The sequence below is a fragment of the Streptomyces sp. SCSIO 30461 genome, from assembly GCF_037023745.1.
Taxonomy (GTDB): Bacteria; Actinomycetota; Actinomycetes; order Streptomycetales; family Streptomycetaceae; genus Streptomyces.
Map to the genome: position 1 here is coordinate 1,312,152 of NZ_CP146101.1, position 21,588 is coordinate 1,333,739.

The 21,588-nt window shown below is 68.9% G+C and carries 23 protein-coding genes; 11 read left to right on the forward strand and 12 right to left on the reverse strand.

Going from position 1 to position 21,588, the window contains the following annotated elements; translation table 11 throughout:
• Positions 1-33 precede the first annotated feature (33 nt).
• From V1460_RS06040 to V1460_RS06090, 11 genes are all read right to left on the reverse strand, one after another.
• On the reverse strand, positions 34-753 hold the full coding sequence (locus tag V1460_RS06040; RefSeq protein ID WP_338672583.1) for a 2OG-Fe(II) oxygenase: 720 nt from the start codon (positions 751-753) through the stop codon (positions 34-36).
• Entirely contained in the window at positions 750-1,325 is a 576-nt protein-coding gene (locus V1460_RS06045) for a hypothetical protein (RefSeq protein WP_338672584.1), read from the reverse strand. Before V1460_RS06045 ends, V1460_RS06040 begins: the two co-directional genes overlap by 4 nt.
• 56 nt (positions 1,326-1,381) lie before the next feature.
• Complete coding sequence (locus V1460_RS06050; protein WP_338671540.1) at positions 1,382-2,731, reverse strand: IS110 family transposase; 1,350 nt, start codon at positions 2,729-2,731, stop codon at positions 1,382-1,384.
• A 137-nt stretch (positions 2,732-2,868) separates the two neighbouring features.
• Positions 2,869-4,308, reverse strand: a complete 1,440-nt coding sequence (locus V1460_RS06055; RefSeq protein ID WP_338672585.1) for a radical SAM protein — start codon at positions 4,306-4,308, stop codon at positions 2,869-2,871.
• 31 nt (positions 4,309-4,339) lie between these two features.
• Positions 4,340-5,215: a hypothetical protein gene (locus tag V1460_RS06060; protein ID WP_338672586.1), complete on the reverse strand. Its 876-nt coding sequence runs from the start codon at positions 5,213-5,215 to the stop codon at positions 4,340-4,342.
• On the reverse strand, positions 5,212-6,135 hold the full coding sequence (locus V1460_RS06065; protein ID WP_338672587.1) for an NAD(P)-dependent oxidoreductase: 924 nt from the start codon (positions 6,133-6,135) through the stop codon (positions 5,212-5,214). Before V1460_RS06065 ends, V1460_RS06060 begins: the two co-directional genes overlap by 4 nt.
• The gene (locus V1460_RS06070) at positions 6,132-6,800 is read right to left on the reverse strand and encodes a TylF/MycF/NovP-related O-methyltransferase (RefSeq protein WP_338672588.1); all 669 of its coding nucleotides are present in this window, start codon (positions 6,798-6,800) and stop codon (positions 6,132-6,134) included. The genes V1460_RS06065 and V1460_RS06070 overlap by 4 nt, the downstream gene beginning before the upstream one ends.
• A 5-nt stretch (positions 6,801-6,805) precedes the next feature.
• Complete coding sequence (locus V1460_RS06075; protein WP_338672589.1) at positions 6,806-7,276, reverse strand: NUDIX domain-containing protein; 471 nt, start codon at positions 7,274-7,276, stop codon at positions 6,806-6,808.
• Entirely contained in the window at positions 7,267-8,136 is an 870-nt protein-coding gene (locus tag V1460_RS06080) for an isocitrate lyase/phosphoenolpyruvate mutase family protein (RefSeq protein WP_338672590.1), read from the reverse strand. The genes V1460_RS06075 and V1460_RS06080 overlap by 10 nt, the downstream gene beginning before the upstream one ends.
• Positions 8,129-8,815, reverse strand: a complete 687-nt coding sequence (locus V1460_RS06085) for a dTMP kinase (protein WP_338672591.1) — start codon at positions 8,813-8,815, stop codon at positions 8,129-8,131. Before V1460_RS06085 ends, V1460_RS06080 begins: the two co-directional genes overlap by 8 nt.
• Positions 8,812-9,570 (reverse strand): hypothetical protein, encoded by a 759-nt coding sequence (locus V1460_RS06090; protein WP_338672592.1) that lies wholly within the window; start codon positions 9,568-9,570, stop codon positions 8,812-8,814. The genes V1460_RS06085 and V1460_RS06090 overlap by 4 nt, the downstream gene beginning before the upstream one ends.
• A gap of 305 nt (positions 9,571-9,875) precedes the next feature.
• Between V1460_RS06090 and V1460_RS06095 the strand changes: the two genes are divergently transcribed.
• The 3 genes from V1460_RS06095 to V1460_RS06105 are packed head-to-tail and all read left to right on the forward strand — an operon-like array spanning position 9,876 to position 12,835.
• Positions 9,876-11,288, forward strand: a complete 1,413-nt coding sequence (locus V1460_RS06095; protein WP_338672593.1) for a helix-turn-helix transcriptional regulator — start codon at positions 9,876-9,878, stop codon at positions 11,286-11,288.
• A 59-nt stretch (positions 11,289-11,347) separates the two neighbouring features.
• Complete coding sequence (locus V1460_RS06100) at positions 11,348-12,349, forward strand: asparaginase (protein ID WP_338672594.1); 1,002 nt, start codon at positions 11,348-11,350, stop codon at positions 12,347-12,349.
• Between the two features lie 27 nt (positions 12,350-12,376).
• Positions 12,377-12,835, forward strand: a complete 459-nt coding sequence (locus tag V1460_RS06105) for a PCC domain-containing protein (RefSeq protein ID WP_338672595.1) — start codon at positions 12,377-12,379, stop codon at positions 12,833-12,835.
• On the opposite strand, the gene V1460_RS06110 is transcribed toward V1460_RS06105, so the two are convergent.
• Positions 12,822-13,445 (reverse strand): nucleotidyltransferase domain-containing protein, encoded by a 624-nt coding sequence (locus tag V1460_RS06110; protein ID WP_338672596.1) that lies wholly within the window; start codon positions 13,443-13,445, stop codon positions 12,822-12,824. The two genes, V1460_RS06105 and V1460_RS06110, sit on opposite strands and share 14 nt — an antisense overlap.
• Before the next feature lie 325 nt (positions 13,446-13,770).
• On the opposite strand from V1460_RS06110, the gene V1460_RS06115 reads away from it, so the two are divergent.
• The 8 genes from V1460_RS06115 (at position 13,771) to V1460_RS06150 (ending at position 21,571) form a co-directional block, all read left to right on the forward strand.
• The gene (locus tag V1460_RS06115) at positions 13,771-14,253 is read left to right on the forward strand and encodes an ATP-binding protein (protein WP_338672597.1); all 483 of its coding nucleotides are present in this window, start codon (positions 13,771-13,773) and stop codon (positions 14,251-14,253) included.
• A gap of 450 nt (positions 14,254-14,703) precedes the next feature.
• Positions 14,704-15,180 carry an ATP-binding protein gene (locus tag V1460_RS06120; RefSeq protein ID WP_338672598.1) on the forward strand — a complete coding sequence of 159 codons (477 nt, stop codon included), beginning with the start codon at positions 14,704-14,706 and terminating at the stop codon, positions 15,178-15,180.
• Positions 15,181-16,302: 1,122 nt separating this feature from the next.
• Positions 16,303-16,779: a hypothetical protein gene (locus tag V1460_RS06125; RefSeq protein ID WP_338672599.1), complete on the forward strand. Its 477-nt coding sequence runs from the start codon at positions 16,303-16,305 to the stop codon at positions 16,777-16,779.
• Between the two features lie 164 nt (positions 16,780-16,943).
• Positions 16,944-17,558 carry an SAF domain-containing protein gene (locus V1460_RS06130; protein ID WP_338672600.1) on the forward strand — a complete coding sequence of 205 codons (615 nt, stop codon included), beginning with the start codon at positions 16,944-16,946 and terminating at the stop codon, positions 17,556-17,558.
• Entirely contained in the window at positions 17,555-18,409 is an 855-nt protein-coding gene (locus V1460_RS06135) for a hypothetical protein (protein WP_338672601.1), read from the forward strand. The genes V1460_RS06130 and V1460_RS06135 overlap by 4 nt, the downstream gene beginning before the upstream one ends.
• On the forward strand, positions 18,406-19,755 hold the full coding sequence (locus tag V1460_RS06140; RefSeq protein WP_407077408.1) for a CpaF family protein: 1,350 nt from the start codon (positions 18,406-18,408) through the stop codon (positions 19,753-19,755). The genes V1460_RS06135 and V1460_RS06140 overlap by 4 nt, the downstream gene beginning before the upstream one ends.
• Positions 19,755-20,672 carry a type II secretion system F family protein gene (locus tag V1460_RS06145; protein ID WP_338672602.1) on the forward strand — a complete coding sequence of 306 codons (918 nt, stop codon included), beginning with the start codon at positions 19,755-19,757 and terminating at the stop codon, positions 20,670-20,672. Before V1460_RS06140 ends, V1460_RS06145 begins: the two co-directional genes overlap by 1 nt.
• A complete protein-coding gene (locus V1460_RS06150; protein WP_338672603.1) occupies positions 20,669-21,571 on the forward strand; it encodes a type II secretion system F family protein in 903 nt (300 codons plus the stop codon). Before V1460_RS06145 ends, V1460_RS06150 begins: the two co-directional genes overlap by 4 nt.
• The last annotated feature ends 17 nt before the right edge of the window (positions 21,572-21,588 follow it).

Here is a 21,588-nt window from a genome sequence, read left to right on the forward strand (position 1 = left end):
GGCCTCGAGGTCCGGTCATGGCGCCGCGACTCCCTAGTCGGAGACGAAGAGGGTGAGGAACTTGCGTACGCGGCCAGTGCGGACCGGCTCGGTGCCGTGGACGAGTTGGCTGCCGAAGACCACGAGCGTTCCGGGAGCGGGTGTGACGCTCCATCGGGTGCGGGGCATGGCGCGAAACCAGGGCGAGGACATGTCCGTTCCGTCATGAACGAAGCGCATACCCGGGGCGTAGCCCGACTCGGCCGGCGCCTCGTCGGCGGCCCAGGAGGCGTCGCTGCCCGAGGTCTCGACGTAGAACGCGCCGCCGGTGTCGTGCGTGTCGGTGAGTGTGACCGTGGCGGCGGCGATCTGGCGGGGCCGGGCGAGCGGATCGGGGGCGATGCCGTCGGCGTGCGGGGTGATGTATTGGCCGGCGGCGTACTCGAGATAGATCCACGGTCGGTGGCCGGTGACCGACGGCAGTGTGCGTGTGACGGCGGCCATGTGGTGCTTCAGGGCCTGGTTGAGGAGGGCGGTCGCCTCGTACGGGATTGCGGTCATTTCGACCCGCCCGACTGGTTCGTAGACCTCCTGTGCCTGGGCGCGGGAAAGGCCGGGGATCTCGTGGATCGTGGTGCGGCGGGCCGTGCCGTACTGGTCGCGCCCGAGGGGACCGAGCGCGTCGTCCATAACGCGGTTGAGGCGCTCGATCTCGGTCGGCGTGAGGAAGCCCTCGACGGTACGGATGGACAGCGTCTCGGCGATGTGGATCACTGCTGGACCCCGCTGGTGTGATCGGCGTCGGCCGGGCAGCCGCAGTCGGTGGACGGCGGCGCGGAGAACGTCTCGGCCAAGCTCTCGGTAAGGACCTTCACGGCTCGCTCGAGGTCCTCGAAGTACTCCGTAGACGTGGCCTCGGTAGCGGGCGCGAGATGGAGGTCGAGTGTCGGATACACCCTGCCGGTGGTGCGGCAGGTGAGCTCGCTGCGGCCGAGGACCAGCGAGCACGTCCTGGGCAGGGCGGACTCGGCCCGGCCGGCTGCGCGGCACAGGCGCGCTGCTGTCCGTGCGTACTCGGCGCGGTCGCGCGGCAGGACGCCGACCGAGAGGAACCGGGGCTCGGCTTCGGGAATGCCGTCGTAGGCGTGGCCCTGGCAGCTGTCGTAGGTGGCCGTGCCCCAACCCGCGGTGAGTACTTCGACGACAGGGCGGACGCCGGGCTCGATGCCCTCAGACCACTGGGGGTGGTGTGGGTCGAGATCGTCTGCTTCGTGCACGCCGGGGAGGCCGACCGTGTTGATGTTGCCGTGGGCGCTGACCGGAAAACTCGGGGGTTCGACGGGCATGGCGATGTGGCCCCTGGGGCTGTGCCGACGGGGTTGAGGGGCGGTGCGGTGGTGTGTCAGGCGCCTGCCGGGGTGAGGGTGACGTCGTGGCCGAGGGCGGTGAGCTGGCGGACGAGGTCGCGGGTCTTGCGGGCGGGATCGAGGTTCTTGGTGTGCCAGTCGGGGCCGAGGTCGCGGTAGCGGGCGGTGGGGTCGTTCAGGAGGTGCCAGACCGTGACCAGGATGGAGCGGGCGACGGCGACCAGTGCTTTGAGGTGGCCTCGGCGTTTGACGATGCGGCGGTAGCGGGCGCCGAGGAAGGTGTCGGTGCGGGCGGCGGAGATGGCGGCTTCGCCGAGTGCTCCGCGCAGCCAGGGGTTGCCTTTGCCGGCGGGTCCGGAGGTGTTCTTCGGGCCGGACTGGAAGGTGCGTGGGGATAGGCGGGCCCAGGAGGCCAGGTGGTCGGCGGTGGGGAACACGCTCATGTCGGTGCCGATCTCGGCGAGGATGACCTGGGCGGTGGCCGGTCCCACCCCGGGGATCTCGTCCAGGCGCTCGACGTCGGTCAGCGGCATCAGCATGCCCTGACCGGGCCGGTCGTCGTCCCTGTCACCGTCCCTGTCGTCGTGGGTCGTGGACAGCTCGGTGAGACGGGTGGTGATGCGGGCGGTGAGCTTGTCGATCTGCATGGTGAGGTAGTCGACGGTGTCCAGCAGCATCCGCAGCATGAACGCGTGGTGTTCCTCGAACCCGCCCGCCAGTGCCTCTTGAAGGGCCTGGGGGCTGGCTTTGATGGTGCCGTGTGCCAGGTCGGCCAGGGCCCTGGGGCTGCGTTCGCCCGCGATCAGCGCCTCGAGCATCGCGCGGCCGGAGACGCCGAAGATGTCGGAGATCACCGAGGACAGCTTGATCTGCGCGTCCTCCAGGAGCTTCTCCGCGCGCTGCTTGTGCCGGGTGCGCTCGTGGGTGAGGACCGCGCGGGAACGGGTCAGGTCCCGCAGCTCCCGCACCGGCTTTGGCGGCACGAACGAGGCTCTGAGCATGCCGCGTTCGGCGAGCTTGGCCAGCCACACCGCATCGAGCCTGTCGGTCTTCGGGCGGCCAGGCACGTTCTTCACGTCACGCGCGTTGACCAGCCAGCATTCAAGCCCCCGCGCCTCCAGGAGAAAGAAGAACGGCTTCCAGTACGTCGAGGTCGCTTCCATGACCACCCGGGTGACGCCCTGGCATATCAGGTGGTCCGCGAGATCCAGGATGGCGCCGCTGGTCGCGGCCACGTGCCACACACGCTGTACTCTCCGGCCGGGCTTGTCCTCGTGCGGCACCCGGGTGCACACCATCCCGGATGCCTTGGCGATATCGATCGCCGCGACCCGCTCCACCAGCTCCGGTCCCTGCTCGCTCTCCTCGGCATCCGTCTCCGCCACGGGCGCGTGCCCCTTCCCCCTCGTTCCGTTCGTACAGGCGGCGCCCGCCCCAAGGGGCCACGGGGAAGACGAAATCTGACCGGCGTGCTCTACGGCAACAAGGCAAGGCCCCGCAGCGGCCCCTGCACCAGACTGACCTACGGGCTTGGTGTCCCAACGAGCAACCGGAGTCGGCGAGCGGGCGCCGCGATCATGTTTTCACGCCGGCAAGGCGTTCCCCGACAGGGACCAGAAGGGCTGACCTGAAGGCGTGCGTGTGGGCGGAGGGCGGCGGGGTCGTCCCACCGGGCAAGGAACGCTGCGACGTGGTGCATGTCGTTGGGATGGATGGGCCGCCAGCGCAGCCGGGAACAGCGTGCACCGGACGGGTGGTCCGGCTGGGCGAGCAGGGCGGCGACGCCGTCGATGAGGTGCATGCGGTGGGCGCAGTAAGCGTCTTCGTCGCCCGCGGCAGCGAAGCGGAGGCGGACCGCCGGGCAGCCGGCGCCGCAAGTATCGCGGTAGTCGCAGGTCAGGCACCTCGTCACCAGGGAGCGTGCCTGTCGGAGCAGGGGAGAGCCGTCCTGGGCATCAGCGACGTCTGCCTCGGTGTGTACGTCGCCGAGGGAAGCGAGGCCGGCCTGCGGCCAGGGCAACTCGTCGCAACTCCCCAGGCGGTCATCGGGATAGAGAGTCAGGACGTGGTCGCACTTCAGGTCGGAGAAGTGGCAGGAACGGGGCCGCAAGCCCTTCAGACGGCGGATGACTGAGACGACGGGCTCCAGCTTGACACGGCGGAACATGCCGCTGGCGACCCAGTGGTGTGCGGTCTCCAGGACGAAGTCGGCGTACTGCTGCGGTGTGATCGCCCAGTCTGGACCGGTGGGGCCGATCGCCCGTCGCTGGAGCGTGCGGCTGGCCGGCGTACGGGATCCGGCGACTGCGGTCGACCGGGTGACCGTCGCGTCGAAGCACGGCACCAGGTTGACCGTCGTCACGGCGGGGGAGGAGGCCAGATGCTCCATGACCTCAGAGGCACGACCGAGGACGTACGGGGTGACGGCGCAGATGATGCCGACTCGGCGGTCCCGACGGCCGAGGAGGTTCAGGGCTTCGACGACTCGGGGGTACGTCGGGCGGCCGTCGTAGCCGACGCGCCAGGAGTTCCCGAGTGCGTCGCCGTCGAGCGAGATGCCGATCTCCAACTCCGGGTAGTGCCGGTCGAACAGGTCCAGCCAGGTGTCGTCGAGTTGGAGGCCGTTGGTCTGGAGGCTCACGCGGATGACGTTCGGGTGTGCGGCGAGTGCGTCCAGGATTCCGGCGACCCGTTCTCGGCCAGCGGTCAGGGGTTCTCCGCCGTGGAGTTCGACGCTGAGCGGACGTCCGGAGAAGATCGCGCCGAGGCGGTGGACCTGCGCCGCGTTGATGCGGGCGCCGCCCGGTGACTCCTTGCGCTTCTCGAAGCAGTACAGGCAGTCGATGTCGCAGGTCTCTCCGCGGAGCTTCAGGATGACGGAGACCGCCGTGTCCGGCCCGGTGCTCGACAGCGGGGCGTAGACACTCTCCAGGTCGGTTGGTGAGGTGCGGGTGACGGGCATCAGAGGGACTCCCGAGGAGGAAGGGCGCTTTCTACGCGCCATCGGTGGAGACCGCAGACAGCCACCCGAGGAGCTGTCCGCCGGTGACGGTGAGGCGGACGTCGCCTCGGCGCAGGAACCATCCGTCGGTGTACCGCTGGGGCAGCCAGCCGGCGTCAGGCGCGGCCAGATCGGGCGGGTCCTGCACCAGGTCGTCAATGGGCCAGCAGCTCAGGAGCGCTCTGGTCACGCGCTGCTGAACCGGGCGGAACCATTCCCATGTCTCCGCGCGGGCCGTGCCAATCGGGGCATGCGACGGTGAGCGCGAGGCGCTGGCGAGCAGCGGCAGCCACTTCTCGCCCAGGACCGGATGCCCGGCCGCCGCGCACTCGAGCGCGGTGAGGCAGGTCTCCAGCTTCCGGCACACAACGTGGACGGGTTCGGCCAAGCCGTCCTCGACGAGACCTGTCAGGTCCTCGGCGAGACTCGCCGCGACCTCGGCTTGGTCGGCGATGGCCCAGCGCCGGTAGCCTTGGCGCTCTCCGGCGTCGAGAACCGACCGCCAGCCCTCGGAGCCGTAGGAGAGGGCGGTACGCAGGCACATGAGGTCGTGCATCGAGGCGCGTACCCGGCGGAACGATCCGAGGTCGTCGCGGCGGATGTCGAAGGACCGGAGCAGGTAGCGGAGTTCCTCCGTCCGCTCCGGCGCCGTCGCGTGGAGGTCGACACGGACGCCGTCCACGACGCGCGACTCCCACACCGGAAGGTCGCCGTCCACGATGCCGCGCAGGTCGATGTCGCTGGCCGCGTGGGCGAAGCCGCAGGCGAGGGCCCCCTCCAGCCAGACCTCGCGAGCCTTGCCGGAGACGAGCAACTTCCGGGCGACTCTGCCAGCGATCTCCCGTCGCAGCTGTGCCGATGGGTTCACCGGCGGCCTCCTTCGATCAGGGTCTTGTCGTCAGCGGTGATTGCCCTGAGGAGATCGATGGCCCATCGGTCGAGCGCGCCGCGTACGTCCGCCCGTTGGGCGCCAATGTGGGGCGAGACCAGGAGGTTGAGCGGCGCCGTAGAGCCGGCGAGGAGGGGGAGATGCTCCAGTTCGACCGGGTCCAAGGCGAGACCCGAGAGTCCGCCGTCCGCCAACGCCTGCAGGCAGGCGGCGACATCGAGGGTCTCCAGTCGCCCTGCGCAGATCAGCAGAGGCCGATACGGAGACACTCGTGTCAGGAACTCCTCGCCGATGAATTGCCGGGTCGTGGCCCGCAGCGGCAGAGCGATCACGTGTACCTGCGACTGCTCCATGAGCGCCGCCTGCGACAGCTCCCGCAGACCGGGAGGGTTCGACGGCCACGCGGCGTAGGCTGTGCGCGCCACATGCGGGGCGAGGCCCCGGCCGGCTGCCAGCCCAACCGGGCCTGCGCCCCAGACGCCAGCGGCCAGGGTGCCGAGCGGCACTCCCATGCACGCCTCCTTCTCGTGGCGGCCGAGCAGAAGCGCGTGCTGTCCCAGAGGGATCCGCCGGGCCAGGGCTAGAGCAGAGGCGAGGACCCACTCGCCCACGGCGGCTGCGCCGGCGTCGGCGTTGCGGTGCAGCGTGATCCCACGGCGCTGGAGGGCGCTCACGTCGATGTGGTCGATGCCGGAGCCGGTCCGTACGACGTGTCGCAGGCGAGGTAGCGCGTCGAGCTCCCGCTCGCCGAGTCGGACACCGGAACGCAGGACGACCACGGCCGTGTCGGCCGGCAGAGGCAAGTTCAGGTCCAGCAGATCGTGCACTAGGACGCCGGACAGCTCCCGGCGGACCGCACCCGCGTCCGCTGCCCCGCGCACCACGAGGACAGAACTCATCCGAGGGACTCCGGCTTCTCGTACCGGCCGAAGGCCAGATCACCCTCGCCGCCGACGACGACGCTCACGGGCGACGGCACGCCGAAGTACCCGTCGCAGGCGCGCTTCACCCCGGGGAGACCGTCCCAGGCCCGCGGATTCACCACCGTGTCCGCGTAGTCGTCGACCAGCAACACGCCCGTCGGCACCAGGCGCGGGACGCAGTGCGTGAGCCCTGTGAGGGTCGACGCGTAGAAGTCGCCGTCCAGGTAGGCGAACGCGATCGCGTCGGGCAGTTCCGCGGGAAGTGTCTCGTCGAACCAACCTGGATGGATGACAGGTGTTGGCCTGCCCCAGGCGTCATGCGTCGTCCGCACGTCGTCCGGGGACGACCGTAGCTCGCCGGCCGCCAGGTGGTCAGAATCCTCGACTCCGGGCACGGGCATGCCCTGGAAGGAGTCGTAGACGTGGATCTCGCGGTCGCGGTCGCCTAGTGAGTCCAGCACGCTTCGGACCCACAGGGCCATGGCGCCCCGGTAACTGCCGAGCTCGACGACTGCTCCCGGCAGGCCGCGGGCGGTCAGGGCGGCGAGCTCGTCCGCGATCACGCGGAGCCGGTCGGCACTGACTGTCCCGGAGTGCTCCCGCAGCAGCCAGTCCCGCAGATGCTTCAGCGTCGGATCCATGAAGGTCACCACCTGTCCACGAAGGGGTCGGCGAGCTCCCCGCTCAGCGCCGCCAGCAGCGGGCGGTTGATCCGGGGCAGCAGGTACACGTCGCCCAGACGTTCCAGCGGAATCCACTCGACGCCCACCTGGTCGGGCTCCGGCGGGTCCGGCACACGCGGTTCGGCGTCGTCCACCTGCTCGGCGAGGAAGTTGAACTGAACCTTCTGTACGCCCCCGAACTCGCCCTTCCACGAGTCGGGGACGTACTCGACGACGCACAGCAGACGGCGCGCCACGACCTGGAGACCTGTCTCCTGGGCGACCTTGCGCGTCACAGCCTGGCGCAGGTCCTCTCCGACCTGAGCCTTGCCGCCCGGGAGGTTGTAGTGGAAGCCGGACTCGTCGTCGTAAGACAGCAGGAGGACCGCGCCATCGCGCACGATCGTGGCCTTCACGCTGACGCTGATCCGGGGCAGCTCGGGTATCAGACGCATGACAGCGCCTCCGGCTCCCCGACACGCATCAGGTCGCCGACCTCCGCGAGAGACCCCGCGACGGTGGAGCGGAAACTCCCTCCGCGCTGGAACTGGCGGGCAGCGACGCGCATCCCCGCGAGGGCCGCGCGGCTGAGCTGGTTCGCGTAGATGCAGAGGCGGAAGCCGGCCTCTCCGAGCTCGGAGGCGCTGAGATCGGGGAAGGCTGTCGGCACGCTCACCAGCGGAACACCGTGGTTCCACGCCTGTCCGATGGCCCGTGCCTCCGCCCCCGTCGCGTCCTTGGAGTGGATGAGCACCGCGTCAGCTCCGGCCGCGCTGTACACCTCGGCCCTGCTGATCGCCATGTCCAGGTCCTCACCGGCGATCAGAGCCTCGGTGCGGGCCACCACCATGAGGTCGTCGCCGACGACCTTCCGGACGCGCTCGACCTGTTCGCACAGCAGGTCCCGGTCGGCGAGAGCCTGGGCCCGGTGGGCCGCGAAGCTGTTGCACTTCGGGTACGCGCTGTCCTCGATGCACACCGCCGCGGCGCCGGTTCGCAGCAGGTCGTAGGCGAACCGCTCCGCGGTCCGCACCGAACCGCCCGCGTTGTCTATGTCCACGATGACGGGCAGATCGGTGACACGGCCGAGCGAGGCGACAACGTCGGCCAGGTCCCTTGGGCCCAGGACGTTGGCGTCGGGCAGCCCGGAGGCCGCGGACACCTCCAGGCCGCTCACCCACAGGGCGTCGAAGCCGGCCTCCGCCGCGACATGCGCGGCGAGCGCGTTCACCGCGCCGATCGCCAGCAGCGGGTGGTTCCGTTGGATGTGATCGAGGGCGTCGCGCAGACGCATCCCCTTGGTGCCGTCAGGCATGGGTCTCACCTCCTTCCCTGCGGGCGGCGAGCGGCGGCACCAGCTGCCGTTCGCGCAGCACGTCCCAGGCAGCGAGTAGCACCTCGGAGCGGGGCCGGCGGGCGTCCAGACGGACCACGTCGCCAAGGAGCGGAAACTCACCGGGCTTCGTGACCACGGCCTCGTAGGTCTCGCGAACTCGGCTCTGGACGTCGTGCACGTCCCAGTCGGCCCGGACGGCGTCTCCCTGCCTAGCCTGCGCGCGGCTCATCGAGGCGTCGGTTTCCAGGTCCAGGACGAGCGTGAGATCGGGTGCCACGGTGAGACGCGTGGCCAGCGCCTCGTACGTCTCCGACACCTTCATGCTGTGCTTGACGGAGAAGAAGGCCAGTTCGCTGAGCAGCCAGCGGTCCGCGATCACGGGGCGGACCAGCCGCTGGGGGAGCACGAGGCGTTCCAGCGTGGCCTGCTTGTCCGCTGTGATCGCGGACAGGTAGGAGTCGCGGTTCGCGACGTCCGGCTGGTACTTGCCGCTGACGATGGCAGCCGCCTGGTAGGGGGCGAGGAAGTTGGTGGTGAGCACGCACAACGGGGTGACGCCGTAGAGCCCCTCCCAGAGCCGGAACAGGCCCTTGCGTAGTGTCGTCTTCCCGGTGCCGTCGAGTCCCTCGACGACGATGAACGGATAGCGCTGGTTCATTCGACCTGCCCCGCTCCAGTGCCACCGGCGTACTTGGTGAAACGCCCCCGCCAACGGGCGGTCGTGGAGACCAGGTCCACGAGACGCAGCTCCGCCAACTCGTCGATGAGGCCAGGAAGCTCCGGCTCCACATGGATGCCGGCCTCGATGGCCCGGCAGTACGCGGCGCGGAGCGCCGGGTCGTCGTCGGAATCACGCAGCGCTGCCTCCAGCACCCGCATGACCATGCCGTGGGCGACGACGCGCACCGCGGTGGTCAGCGCCTGCTCATGGAGCGGGTCCGGGTGCGGCTCCAGCGTGATGTGGTGCACCCCGCGGTGGCGGATGACGGTGAAGAAGCCCACCCACCAAGCGGCGGCACCGCTGACGGAGGTCACGGCTTCAGACCAGGTCCCGCCGGACTGACCCGCGAGGACGTCCTGGGCGGCGTCGGCGGCGCGCTGAAGCACTCCTCGCCGGTCCCGCGGCTCCGATCCGTACCGCCAGGGCAGTTCCCACCAGAAGTCCAGCTCGGCCCGCTTCAGCAGTGCCAGCAGGGAGTCGCAGTCCCCCGGCAGCGGAGACGGGCGCTCGGTCAGCGCGAACACGTCGGTGCCGGGCATGTCCGGGAGTGCCGCCCCCTCGGCGACGACGGTCCGCCATTCGTCGAGATGGAGGTGGAGCCGCTGTGTCAGCAGCCCGTCCGCCAGCGTCTGCCAGGCATAGGCCAGCGGCGGCGAACCGGGCGGCCGGGAAGGCAGGTTCAAGGAGGTCACAGGTCGGATCCTCACGTCTGGGGAGCCGCGGCATGCAGCTCCGATCGGTGGTGTCCTCCACGATGACCGTCACGGAGGCTCCCGCTTATGAGCATTTATGAGCTCTGTCCGCGTAAGGCGCCCGATCGTTCGCGTGGCGCGGGAGAATGCCGACCATGGTCGACAGCGGACAGCGGCGGTGTACGCGCTGCGGTGCCCTTCTCAGCCGCTTTAACGCCGGTACCAGATGCGCCTCGTGTCAGGTCGGATCTTCAGCACGACGGGCGGACCCCGCCTTCTGGCGCGATCCGACGGTCCGGCGAGCCTTGGCTGCCTGGGAACTCGGTAACGTCGTCAAGCTGTTCAGGAAGCACACCGGCCTCTCCCAGGCCGGCGTGGCACGGATGGTCAACATCGACCAAGCCGAGGTCAGCAGACTCGAACGCGGGCTCAAGCAGATCCGTGACCGACGCCAGTTCGTCCAGTGGACCGACGCCCTCGGAGTTCCAGAGGAGCTGCTCGGCCTACTGCCCACGGCCGATCCGTATGTCCCGGAGTCACAGGGCCGGCCCGGAACTGCGGACACCCGAGCCCAGGGGTACGCGGTGCTGCCCGAGGGGCCCGGACAGCTTCTGTTACCCGCCGGCCGGTCCATCTCGACGACGGCGCTTCCCGTGCTGACTCTTCCCGCGGCCTCCTTCCTCGGGGACAGCCTGATGCTCGACTCCCGTCCGGAGTTGGTTGCCTGGCGCACCATGCCCATGCGCGCGCTGATCGTCGCCAATCGCACCGTGGACGGCACGACACGGCAGTTCGTCTCCGACGCCCGACCGATTGGCGCACGCACCGCCGCCTCCGCCCCGGTCGACGTCCCCGCCGCGTACGAACTGGACGATCTGACCTACGGCATCCTGTGGGCCGTGTCGGGATTCGAGGCGGCACTCCTCGGTGACGACCGGGTACTGCCCATGGCGCTGGCGTCGCTCACCGCCTTGCCAGGCTCGTCGGTCGCCGCCGATCAAGCCCTGACCGACGTCTCCCGGATGCTTATCGGTTCGGAGACCTGTGCCCGGTACATCCTGGGCCACCGCGACCACCTGGGCGATTCGCCCGTCTTCTGGACCAGGGAACAGCGCGGCGAGGAGGCTGCCACGTGGCTGTTCTTCCGGCACAAGTACCAGTACCTCGAACGAACGGCACCCCGAAGACCAGACGGTGCCGGTGGCCGGGGGTTCTGCGTCCCCGAGACGGCGGTCGTCTCCTCGCCCGCATACGAGCGCGTTCTGCTGTTCCTCGCCATCGCGCTCATGGAGTCCTTCGGTATCCGCACCTGGGTGACCGACGACGGAGGCTTCGCTCACACCGACGGTTTCGCACTCTCCCCCGGGCGCCGGGCGGTCATCGCCTCATGGGTACGGACCGAGGGGGAATCCCACCTCGCGGTCACCGCGCGGCCGGGAACCCTGCGTACCTTCGCCGAAGTGACCGGCCACGCCAGCAACCACTCGGCCACGGCGGCCGATCAGGCCGGACAGCGCCTCGTCGCAACCGCGGAGTACCTCGGCCTCGACACCTCATGGCTCGCTCGCCGCTGCGCACAGCTTTCAGCTGTAGGTACGGAACGGCTCGCACGGCCGCGCAGCCGGATGCTCGGCCTCGAAGGGCTGGACGCTGCCTGCCGGTTCGTGGCCGAGCAGCTGATGATCATTCCGCGCACCCGGACGGTGCCTACCCGATAGCCTGCGTGAACCACTCGTGAAGCCGCGCTCGGCGGCGTCCGGACAGGGGAGCAGGGGATATGACGGAGTCGATCAGGAACGTGGCGGTCTTCTCCCTCGGCGGCACGATCGCCATGACCACGGATCCCACCACCGGGGGCGTCGTACCCGCGCTCTCAGCCCACGAACTCCTCGCCGCGGTACCCGCCCTGGCCACGAGCGGCATCGGCCTCAAGGTGCGGGACTTCCGACGTCTGCCCGGCGCCTCCCTGACCTTCGAGGACCTCACCGAACTGTCGGCCGCGATCACGGCGGAATTGGCGGCCGGAGACATCGACGGCGTCGTCATCACCCAGGGCACCGACACCATCGAAGAGACGGCCTTCCTCCTCGACATCCACCACGACCACGAACAGCCGGTCGTCGTTACCGGCGCGATGCGCAACCCCACCCTTCCCGGCGCCGACGGCCCGGCCAACCTCCACGCCGCAGTCCTGGCCGCCGCCGCCCCCGCCCTCGGGGGCGCCGGCTGCCTCGTCGTACTCGGCGACGAGATCCACTCGGCCCGGACCGTACGCAAGTCCCACACCACCAGCCCCGCCGCCTTCACTTCACCAGCAAGCGGCCCGATCGCGCGGATCGCGGAGAACCGCGTGAGGTTGGTGGGCGGCTTGCCCCACCGCGCACCGCTGGCCGACGCCCCCACTCGCGAGGCGCGCGTAGGGTTTTACACCGTCACCTTCGGCGACGACGGCGCCTTGCTCGACCTGTGGGACGGCAACTGCGACGGACTCGTGGTCGCGGCCTTCGGCGTCGGACACGTCCCGGAGCGTCTCGTCGAAGGGCTCACCAAACTCGCGTCCAGCATCCCCGTGGTTCTGGCCTCCCGCATCGGCAACGGACCTGTCCTGTCCGACACATACGGCTTCTCCGGCTCCGAGAAGGACCTCCTCGGACGAGGACTCATCGGCGCCGGAGACCTCGGCCCGTACCAGGCGCGGCTTCTGCTGCACGCCCTGCTCGCCCAGGGCGCCGACGGCGCGGCGATCCGCGAGACCTTCACCACCGCCTCCATTAGCTGACCCCACCTCTTCAGGAGACACCCGCACATGCGTGCTCACGAGCTGACCGTAGGCCGTACCTTCGGCGTCACCTTCGACCACGGGGAGGACTTCTTTGAGGCGCTGTCCACCTTCTGCCGGGACAACGGTGTACGGCAGGGCTACATCCCCTCGTTCATCGGAGCCTTCGCGGAGGCCGAGATCGTAGGCGCCTGCGAGAAGCTCCCGGATCCGGACGCACCGGTCTGGGCCAAGACGTACGTCACCAACGTCGAGGCGTTCGGCGCCGGCACCCTCGCCCACGACCCTGCCACCGGCGGGATACTCCCGCACATCCACGTCTCCGCCGGACTCAAGGCCCAGTCGGCCGATGGCAGGACGAGTCACCTCCTGAGCGCCAAGGTCCAGTTCCTCAGCGAACTGCTGATTGTGGAGGTCACGTCGCCCAGCATGACCCGGCCTCGCAATCCCGACCTCTACGACGTCCCGCTGCTCACATTCGGCTGACCGGCAGGAGCTGGCGAATCCAGGGGTGGCCGGGCGCGATCATCTTGATCGCGTCAGCCAGCCAGGCGCGTGCCGGAACGTCAAGGAGCGGCAGCACCGCTTGGAAGTCGGTCTCGTCCTTGTCCCTGGCTGCCTTCGCCTTGTAGAAGAGCTGCACCTCGGGCGCGAGATACGGGATTCCCGACTCGCTCGTGCGCCCGAGCCGGTCGACCGGGAGCCGGATCGCGGGGTGGCGCCGCGACACCCACTGGGCGCCCACGGCCTCGTCCAGCATGAGCTGGATAGCCCAGGGAGTCTCCGGCGTGCGACGGCACCAGATGTCGTGGAGCGGCGGCGGAAGGACCTCTCCGGGATGCCACGGTCGCAACTCGCCTTGGCCGGGCGGGTCCGCCACATGCAGGTCCCAGCCACCTAGGACATCACGTACGAGAGCCTGGTCGCGGCGCAGGACCAGGACGTCGAGATCACCGTGCGGGCGCAGTTCACGGCCGACCGCGAGTTCGATCGCGTACCCGCCCGCGATCCACCATGGGAAGTCCGCCTTGGCGAACACTGCGGCCACATCCTCGGGGCGATCCGGCGTCCAGCACCCCAACACGTCAGCACTCACATGTCCATGCTCTCAGCGACCAGGCAGGCGGAGCCGAAGGCCGTTGACACGGCGGGGCGACAATCTGAGCCGACCACTCGCGCACCCCGCGCTCATAAACGCCCATGAGCGTCAGGGGCACCAGCGGCCATCTTTGAATGTGTGACTCGCGACCGCCTCGTGGCCGGGGCTGGAGCCACGATCCTCCCGGGTCCGTACGCATATAAAAAACAGGGTGACTTCTGCGGCGATACGCCTCCCGGCGATGTCCTGCCGCATGCACACCCGATCACATCGGAGCTCCGGGGGAAGGGAACTGACGTCATCACAGGAGGTTCGCCGTCCGATGATCAGTGCGCCGTCCGCCACTCTGGGCCTCGTATATCGCTGGAGCGACCACACCACTAACCCGACGGGTGAAGCACGCACGGTTCTGCGACGCGTTCTCAAGGACCTTGGTCTGCCCGGTGAAGCCATCGATGACGGAGTCCTGGCAGTATCGGAGCTTGTGGCGAACGCGCACGAGCACGCATGCGGTCCATACGAGCTGCACCTGCGCTCGGCCGCCGGGAGGTACATCTGCGAGATCCACGACGGGGATCCTCTCCTCCCCACGGACCTCTACTTCGCCTCCGCATCCTCGTGGACAGTTGTCACGACTGCGGGAGTGAGCGGGCCGCTCTCAGAGCGGGGACGGGGTCTGCGGATCGTGAACGAGTTGGCCCAGGGACAGTGGGGGTTCCGCGTGACGGACTGCGGGACCAAGGCCGCCTGGGTCGCATTGGCCGCGGCTTTGGGGCCGACGGCGACTCGCAGCAGCCAGACCTGATGACCCATGGATCCGAGGGCGACCCGGCGCACGAGCGGCATCCATGCCGTAATTGCGGGAAGTAGAGGTGCGTCAACGACCTGGGCCGCCGAAGGCGTGTTGGCTCTCGGTTTCGTTAGAGCAATATTTCAAGCGGACCTCGCGATGAATCGAACGAGCCTCTGGAAGTCGTTCATTGATTGTCGCATGTCGCGGTGAGAGTTATTGAAATAATTCACGAGATGGGTATTCCGCTCTTGGGTGAGTAGCGGTGTGGTGGTCGTGTCTCAACCGCTATCGCCCGGAGGTCTCTGTAGTGGCAATGCTCATTTTCACCGTTGGGGCTTTGCTGCCATGTGTGACGGTGGCTTACCCGTACGCTCTGTGTGAGACGCGAGATTGTGTACGTCCCGGGCGTGGCCGTCACCGCCGCGTCCTTCGCGGGCGGCACGCAGCCCGGGGAGGACTGCGATGAGCGCGCACCGCGGTGTGGGTGACACCCCGTACGTGGTGTGGCGTTGGGTGAGAAGTACCCCTAACGCGCCTGCGCAAGCACGTATCGCACTCCGCTGCGCCCTCGTCGAACTCCGTCTCGACGACGAGGCGATCACCGATGCGGTACTGGCAGTCTCGGAGCTCGTGACGAACGCAACGAGGTATGCAACGGGACCCTACGAGATGCGCCTACGTCGTATCGCAGAGGAGATCTTCTGTGAAGTGGAGGACCACGATCCGCGGATCCCGGATATTCCCACCTTCCCGGTAGCGGCTCCGTACGCCCCGAATAGCGAAAGTCGCGGCGGTGGTTTGGATGCCCTGTGCGCGGTGCTGTCCGAGCGAGGGCGAGGTCTGCACATCGTCCACGAACTCTCCAACGGATTTTGGGGGTTCCGGGGTGGAGAGCGTACGAAAACGGCGTGGTTCGCGGTGTCGGCATCAACCCAGTGAGGGCAGTTTATCGGGCTTGCAGATGAGCTCTTTGAAAGTGGTGGTCGTCGCTCATTAGGGCGATGGCCGCCACCTTTCGTTTGTGAGGCCGGTTACCCAAGCAGCGGGCGCAAGTGACGAGCCGGGAGCTGGACGGAATTCACTCTCCTGTCGTGGTTGGCGGGAGGAACGCCGGGTAACCCAGTCACATCCAGTAGCTCAGAGTGGTTACCCGGGTGTGGTGGGTGACGGAACGTGGGGGATCATGAGGGCGCGACGGCGGGGCGAGGTACTGGCAGAGGCGAGCGTGTTGGTCGCGGGGCTGTTGCTGGCGGGCTGCACGAAGGGCCCATCAGGCGCCCAACCGCTGCCTGGGGCATCGCGAGATGTGGCTCCGTCGCGTACTCACGTCACGGAGGCTGCTGGGGCCCTCGCTGCCTACCGGGCGATGTGGGATGACCTTGGCGTGGCCGCGAAGACCTCGGACGCGAGCCATCCCGGACTGGGAACGCATGCGTCTGGTGCGGCGCTGCAGCTCCTGCGTTACATGATGAGACAGGACCGTGCGAAGGGGGTCGTTGCCAAGGGGAGTCCTCGACTCAACCCGTCTGTGGAGGACAGCGGCCCGGAAAAGGTGGTGATCCGAGACTGTGCTGACGCCACTCACTGGCTGCACCATACGACGGACGGTGAGCCGGAGAATGCTGTACCGGGCGGCCATCACCGTATTGACGCAACTGTCTCCCAGCGAGGCGGCCGTTGGCGGGTTGACCACCTGTACATCGGGCAGGTCGGGAGTTGCTGAGGCCGTCTACTTTCCTGTTGCCGGTCACGGCTTGTGCTGCGGTGCTCTGCGCTGCGCATGGCGTGAGGGCTGACGACGTGTTCAGTACGGGTGCCGGGGTGACTTGCGGTCCCGCTGCGTGCGAAGCGGAGGCAAAGAGTGTCAAGAGGGGACCGGCCGTCACGGCGCAGCGCTGGTCCCCTCGCCGCGCGCTCCCGAATCGGGGCGCCAGCGGGCCGGTGGAGCCTCCGACGATCGCGTCGAGTGGGTGGGAGTACGACCTGGGTGATGGCCTTGGGATCTTGCCGCGGTTTGACCCCGAGGATGGGAAGAAGCCGAAGCCGGGGCAGCCGGTTTCCGTGGAAGTCGTCGTCCAGCGAGCGGTGAAGCAGCTGAAGTTGCCGAAGCCGGTGATCCGGACGAGTCCGCCCGAGGATCTCGTGCAGGTGGTCCATGTCCCCACCTGGATGTGGGTGGAGCAGTCTGCCTGGGGACCGGTTGTTGCCTCGGCTTCTGTGGAGGGCGTGACCGTCACGGCGACGGCCAGGCCGCGGAATGCGGTGTGGTCGATGGGGGACGGCGGTCAGGTGACTTGCCTGGGGCCGGGAACTCCGTTTTCGGATGTCTATGACCCGAAAGAACCCTCTCCGGATTGCGGTTACACCTATCAGCGGGCGTCACCGTCGACCTCGGGTGGTGCCTACTCGGTGTCGGTGCAGGTGACGTGGGATGTCGAGTGGAATGGGGGCGGGAAGAGAGGGGTCGTGCCCGGACTGGAGATGACCGCGCAGCGGCAGCTGGTGGTGGGTGAGGTCCAGGCCGTCGTGACGCGCTGAGGCGAGCTGTCCGGTCGGTCTGCAAAAGGGGACCGAGCCGGTCGATGACCGGCATCTTCTTGATCGTGAGGTGAATTGTGGGTGCCCCCATGTCTTCTTCGGCCCTGAAGAGCAGCGGGTTCAGGGTGCCGGGCGCGCGTCAGCCGAGTCCGGAGGATCCGCCTGTGGTGACAGCCGGTCGGCAGCGTCGGCTGGGCTGGGTGTGGGCAGGGCTGGGGGCGGTGGTGGTCTCGGCGGTCGGGTTCACACTCATCGCACAGGCCGTGGGGGAGCGGGACCAGGTTCTGGTGCTGGCTCGGGATGTGTCGGCCGGGCAGGTCCTGAAGGCTTCTGACCTGCGCGCTGTCGAGGTGGCGGCGGACACGGGTGTGGTGCAGGTTGCGGAGCGGGGCAGCGTATTGGGTCGGCGGGCCAGGGTTCCATTGGTGGCAGGTGCGTTGCTCGCACCCGGTCATGTCGGCCCCAGCGCCGATTTCCCCCCGATCGGATTCTCGCAAGTGTCGCTCGCGGTGGAGGTGGGTGGAGCACCACCGGATCTTGTACGCGGTGAGCGTGTGGCGCTCCTTCCCGGGGCTGCCGACGTCAGGGTGGACGCGGAAGCGCAGGCGAGCGTTCCTTCGGCGGTGGTGGGGACGGTGGCAGGGGTGCGGGCATCGGAGTCAGCAGGTGGACCGCGTGTGGTGACGGTCTTGGTGGAGACCGCGGCTGCACGCCGGGCAGTCCAGTTGGAGCATCCGCGTGTGGTGGTGTTGTCCGCGGACAGGCGTGATGCGCCGTGAGGCGGCTGGTGGTCGTCGGTTCGGTGGCCGGCGCGCCAGGGGTGACGACGACGGCGCTGGCAGCCGCTGCCGCGTGGCCTTCGGATGCCGATGGCGGGGTGCGGCCGGTCGTGGTGGAGGCGGATGTCTCCGGCGGTGACCTCATGATCCGTTTCGGGCTTCCGGCAACGCCATCGTTGCTCGATGTCGCGGCGGCGGCTGGACAGCCGCATTCAGGGTCCCTGCTCGGAGCGGTGAATGAGATCCCCTTCCGGACTCGCGTGGTGGCCGCCGTGCCCGGGCGCGGTCCGTGCCGCGAAGCCGTGCGGCTGCTGGCTGGTGGGGTCGGTCGACAGGTGTTGCTGGGGGACAGCCACGATCGAGGAACCGTGCTGCTGGATGTGGGGCGACTCACTGAAGATGTCGAGCCCCTGCTGGCGGCGGCCGACCGACTGGTGCTGGTATCCCGTGGCGGAGCGGAGTCCCTGACTCATGTGTCGGCCGGTGGTTTCGCTACTGAGGCAGGCGCTGGCCGGGTGACGCTCGTTGTGGTCGGGCCGTGCCCGTATCCGGCAGAGGAGATCGTGGGCACGCTCGGGATTCCGCGGTTGTTCTTCCTGCCCTGGGACACCAAGAGCGTGGCCGCCATGAACAGCCCGAAACCGGGTGCCCTGGGCACCAGGAGGCTGCGGCCTTCGCCGCTGATGAGCGCCGCACGGCTGCTGGCCCGTCAGATGGCGGAGCCTCGGAAAGAGATTCCGACCGATCTCTCGCGCGGCGGTCACGGTTTGGAAGACAGCGAGCAGCTCTTGACGGGTGGAAGCCGGACAGCTGCGGTGCGGGTGCGAGAAGTCGAGGAGAGCGAAACGTGAGCGAGCAGCTGATGTCCTTGATTGCGGAAACCACTGGCGGCGAGGGCGAGCTGGCGCATCTGGTGCGGCAGCGGGTGGCGGCCCGGCTGACAGCCTACGTGGGTGAACGTGAACACGCCGGGCTGGTGGCAGAGGACGAGGGCGCGCGACGGGCCACAGTTGACCGTCTGCTGGCGGAGGAGCTGGGCGCGCAGCGGCGTCAGGCTCTGGCCGAGGGGCGGGCGGTGATCGACGTCGCGGCTGAGGAGCGGGTGACCCGAACCGTTAGGGACGCGTTGTTCGGCACGGGGAGCCTGGAGCGGTTGCTCGCCGACACCGGCTTGGAGAACATCTGTGTCAACGGCAGCGACAACGTGTGGGTCAAGGACGAGACCGGTGCGTGGCGGCGTGAGAGCCCGGTGGCTGCTTCGGACGAAGAACTGGTGGAGCTGGTCCGCACGCTCGCGGCCCGTACCGGCGGCGAAGAACGGCGCTTCGACCGTGGCGCACCCCGTCTGAATCTACAACTTCCCGACGGATCAAGGCTCTTCGCCGTGATGGCTGTCACGGGCAGGGTGTCGCTGACGATCCGCCGGCACCGGTTCCCCGCCGCCTCGATGGCGGAGCTGGTGCGGTTGGAGGTGTGCGACGAGCAACTCGCCGCCTTCCTGCGCGCCCTGGTCCGTGCACGCAAGAACATCGTGATCGGCGGCGGGACCAACGTAGGCAAGACCACTGTGCTGCGAGCCTTCGCTCACGAGATCCCGCCGCACGAGCGGCTGGTGACCATCGAGGACACCTTCGAGCTCGGCCTGGACGCCGACCCGGTGGCGCACCCGAACGTGGTGGCCATGCAGGCCCGGGAGCCGAACATCGAGGGCCGGGGTGGTATCGACCAGGCGGAACTTGTGCGGTGGGGGCTGCGCATGTCTCCGGACAGGGTCATCGTCGGGGAGATCCGCGGAGCGGAGGTCATCCCTATGTGCAACGCAATGTCCCAGGGCAATGACGGCTCACTGTCCACCATTCATGCCTCCACCTCACGAGGGGTGTTCACCAAACTCGCCTCCTACGCGGCCCAGGCGCCCGAACGGCTGTCGTTGGAGGCAACGAACCTGATGGTGGCCTCCGCGGTCCACTTCGTGGTCCATCTCGGCTGGGCGAAGGACGGTCGCCGCGTAATCGACTCGGTGCGAGAAGTCATCGACGCCGACGGAGCCCAAGTCGTTTCCAACGAGGTGTACCGGCCCGGCCCCGACGGGCGTGCGGTTCCCGCCACTCCGCCGCGCAGCGAGACCCTGAACAGCCTGGTCGCGGTGGGGCTGGACCCGCGCCGCGCTGCTTTCCCGCGGTGGGGAGCCGCGTGATGACGACCGGGCTCGGGCCCGGTGCGCTGGCGGGGGCAGCGGTGGCGTGCGGGGCGATGTTCGGGTGCGGCCTGGTGGCCATCTGCCGCGGCACGATGCGGCACGCTGCCCGGGAGAAAGGGACCGGCCTGTGGCGTGCACTGGCGGAGCTGCTTCCTGCCGACTGGACCACTCGGCGCGTCGTGATAGCGCTGACAGCGGGTGCGGTGGCCGGAGCATTGACGAGATGGCCGGTGGCGGCCGTGCTCACCCCCGTCGCCATGCTCACCTTGCCCGGCTTGCTGGGCCCAGACCGGCAGGCGGCGCGGCGTACGCGGCGGATGGAGGCGCTGGCCCTGTGGACCGAGATGCTGCGCGACACGCTGTCCGCCGCGGCCGGTCTGGAGCAGGCGGTACTGACGACCGCGGATATCGCCCCGGCGCCACTCGAGCCGGAGTTGCGTGAGTTGGCCGCCGCCGTGCGTGCGGGGCGCTCTCTGCCGACAGCGCTGCGGGCATTCGCCGACGAGATGGACGACCCACTCGCCGATGTGGTGGTAGCCGCGCTCGTGATGGCGGCCGAGCAGCAGGCCAGCCAGCTCGCCCCTCTGCTGGGTGAGCTGGCCGACTCGGTGCGCGAACAGGCTGCGATGCGACAGCGCATCGACGCCGGGCGCGCCAGCGTGCGTACCGGCGTGCGGGTCACGGTCATCACCACACTGGCTATGACGGTGGGGCTCGTGGTCTTCAACCGGGCCTATCTGGACCCGTTCGACACGCTGACCGGACAGGCGGTTCTCATGGCGGTCGGTGTTCTGTTCGCCATGAGCTTCACCTGCCTGACCGTGGTCGGCCGTATCGAGGAGCCGGTCCGTCTCGCTCCGGCAGCCCCGGTCGGCCGCATTGAAGCGAGTGCCGAACAGGGCGGTGCGCGGTGATCGTCACGCTGCTCGGCGCGCTACTCGGCGCGGGAGCGACCGCCCTCGTCTACGGGCTGCGCCCACCCCGGCCCGCTCTCGCGGACGTGCTCACCGCACTCAACACACCCGTACCGGCGGCTGTTTCAGGCACACGGGTGACGGACGCGACAGAGTGGGGCACCCGGCTCGGACTACGCGCCGTACCGCTGGTGCGGGCGCTCGGCTTCCCCAGCGAGTCGCTGCGCGCAGACCTGACCGTGTGCGGTACGGATGAGAGCCACCACCTGGTGGCAGGCAAGGCCGTCTGTGCGGCAGCCGGACTCCTCGCCCCCTGGGCCGTCGCATTGCTGCTGCGTCTGGGCGCCGGGGTTGAGGCGGGGTGGTTGATGCCGTCGGCCGGATCGCTGTCCTTGGCCGTGTTGCTGTTCTTCGCGCCCGACCTGACCGTGCGCAAGCAGGCTGCCAGGCGGCGCCGCGAGATGCGCCACACGCTCAGCCTCGTCCTGGACCTGACGGTGATCGCGCTCGCCGGCGGTGCCGGCATCCAGCAGGCGCTCACCCAGGCCGTCGCCTCGCCGGGCGGGTGGGCGGCGAGCAAGCTACGGCACGCGCTCCACATCGCGCAGCTCACCCGCACGAGCCCCTGGAGTCACCTGGGCGAGCTCGGACGGCAACTGGACGTGAGCGACCTGGCCGAACTCGCGTCGACGCTGAACCTCGCGGGCAGCGAGGGCGCAAAGATCCGCGGATCGCTTGCGGCGAAGGCGCGAGCGACGCGCCGCCGCCGCATCTCCGAGGCCGACGGAGCCGCGCAGGCGGCCACCGAGCGGATGTCGCTGCCCGTGGTCGGCCTGTTCGCTGCCTTCCTGCTCCTGATCGGCTACCCCGCCCTCGCCCATGTCCTGTCCATGAACTGAACGCCCCTCCTCACCGT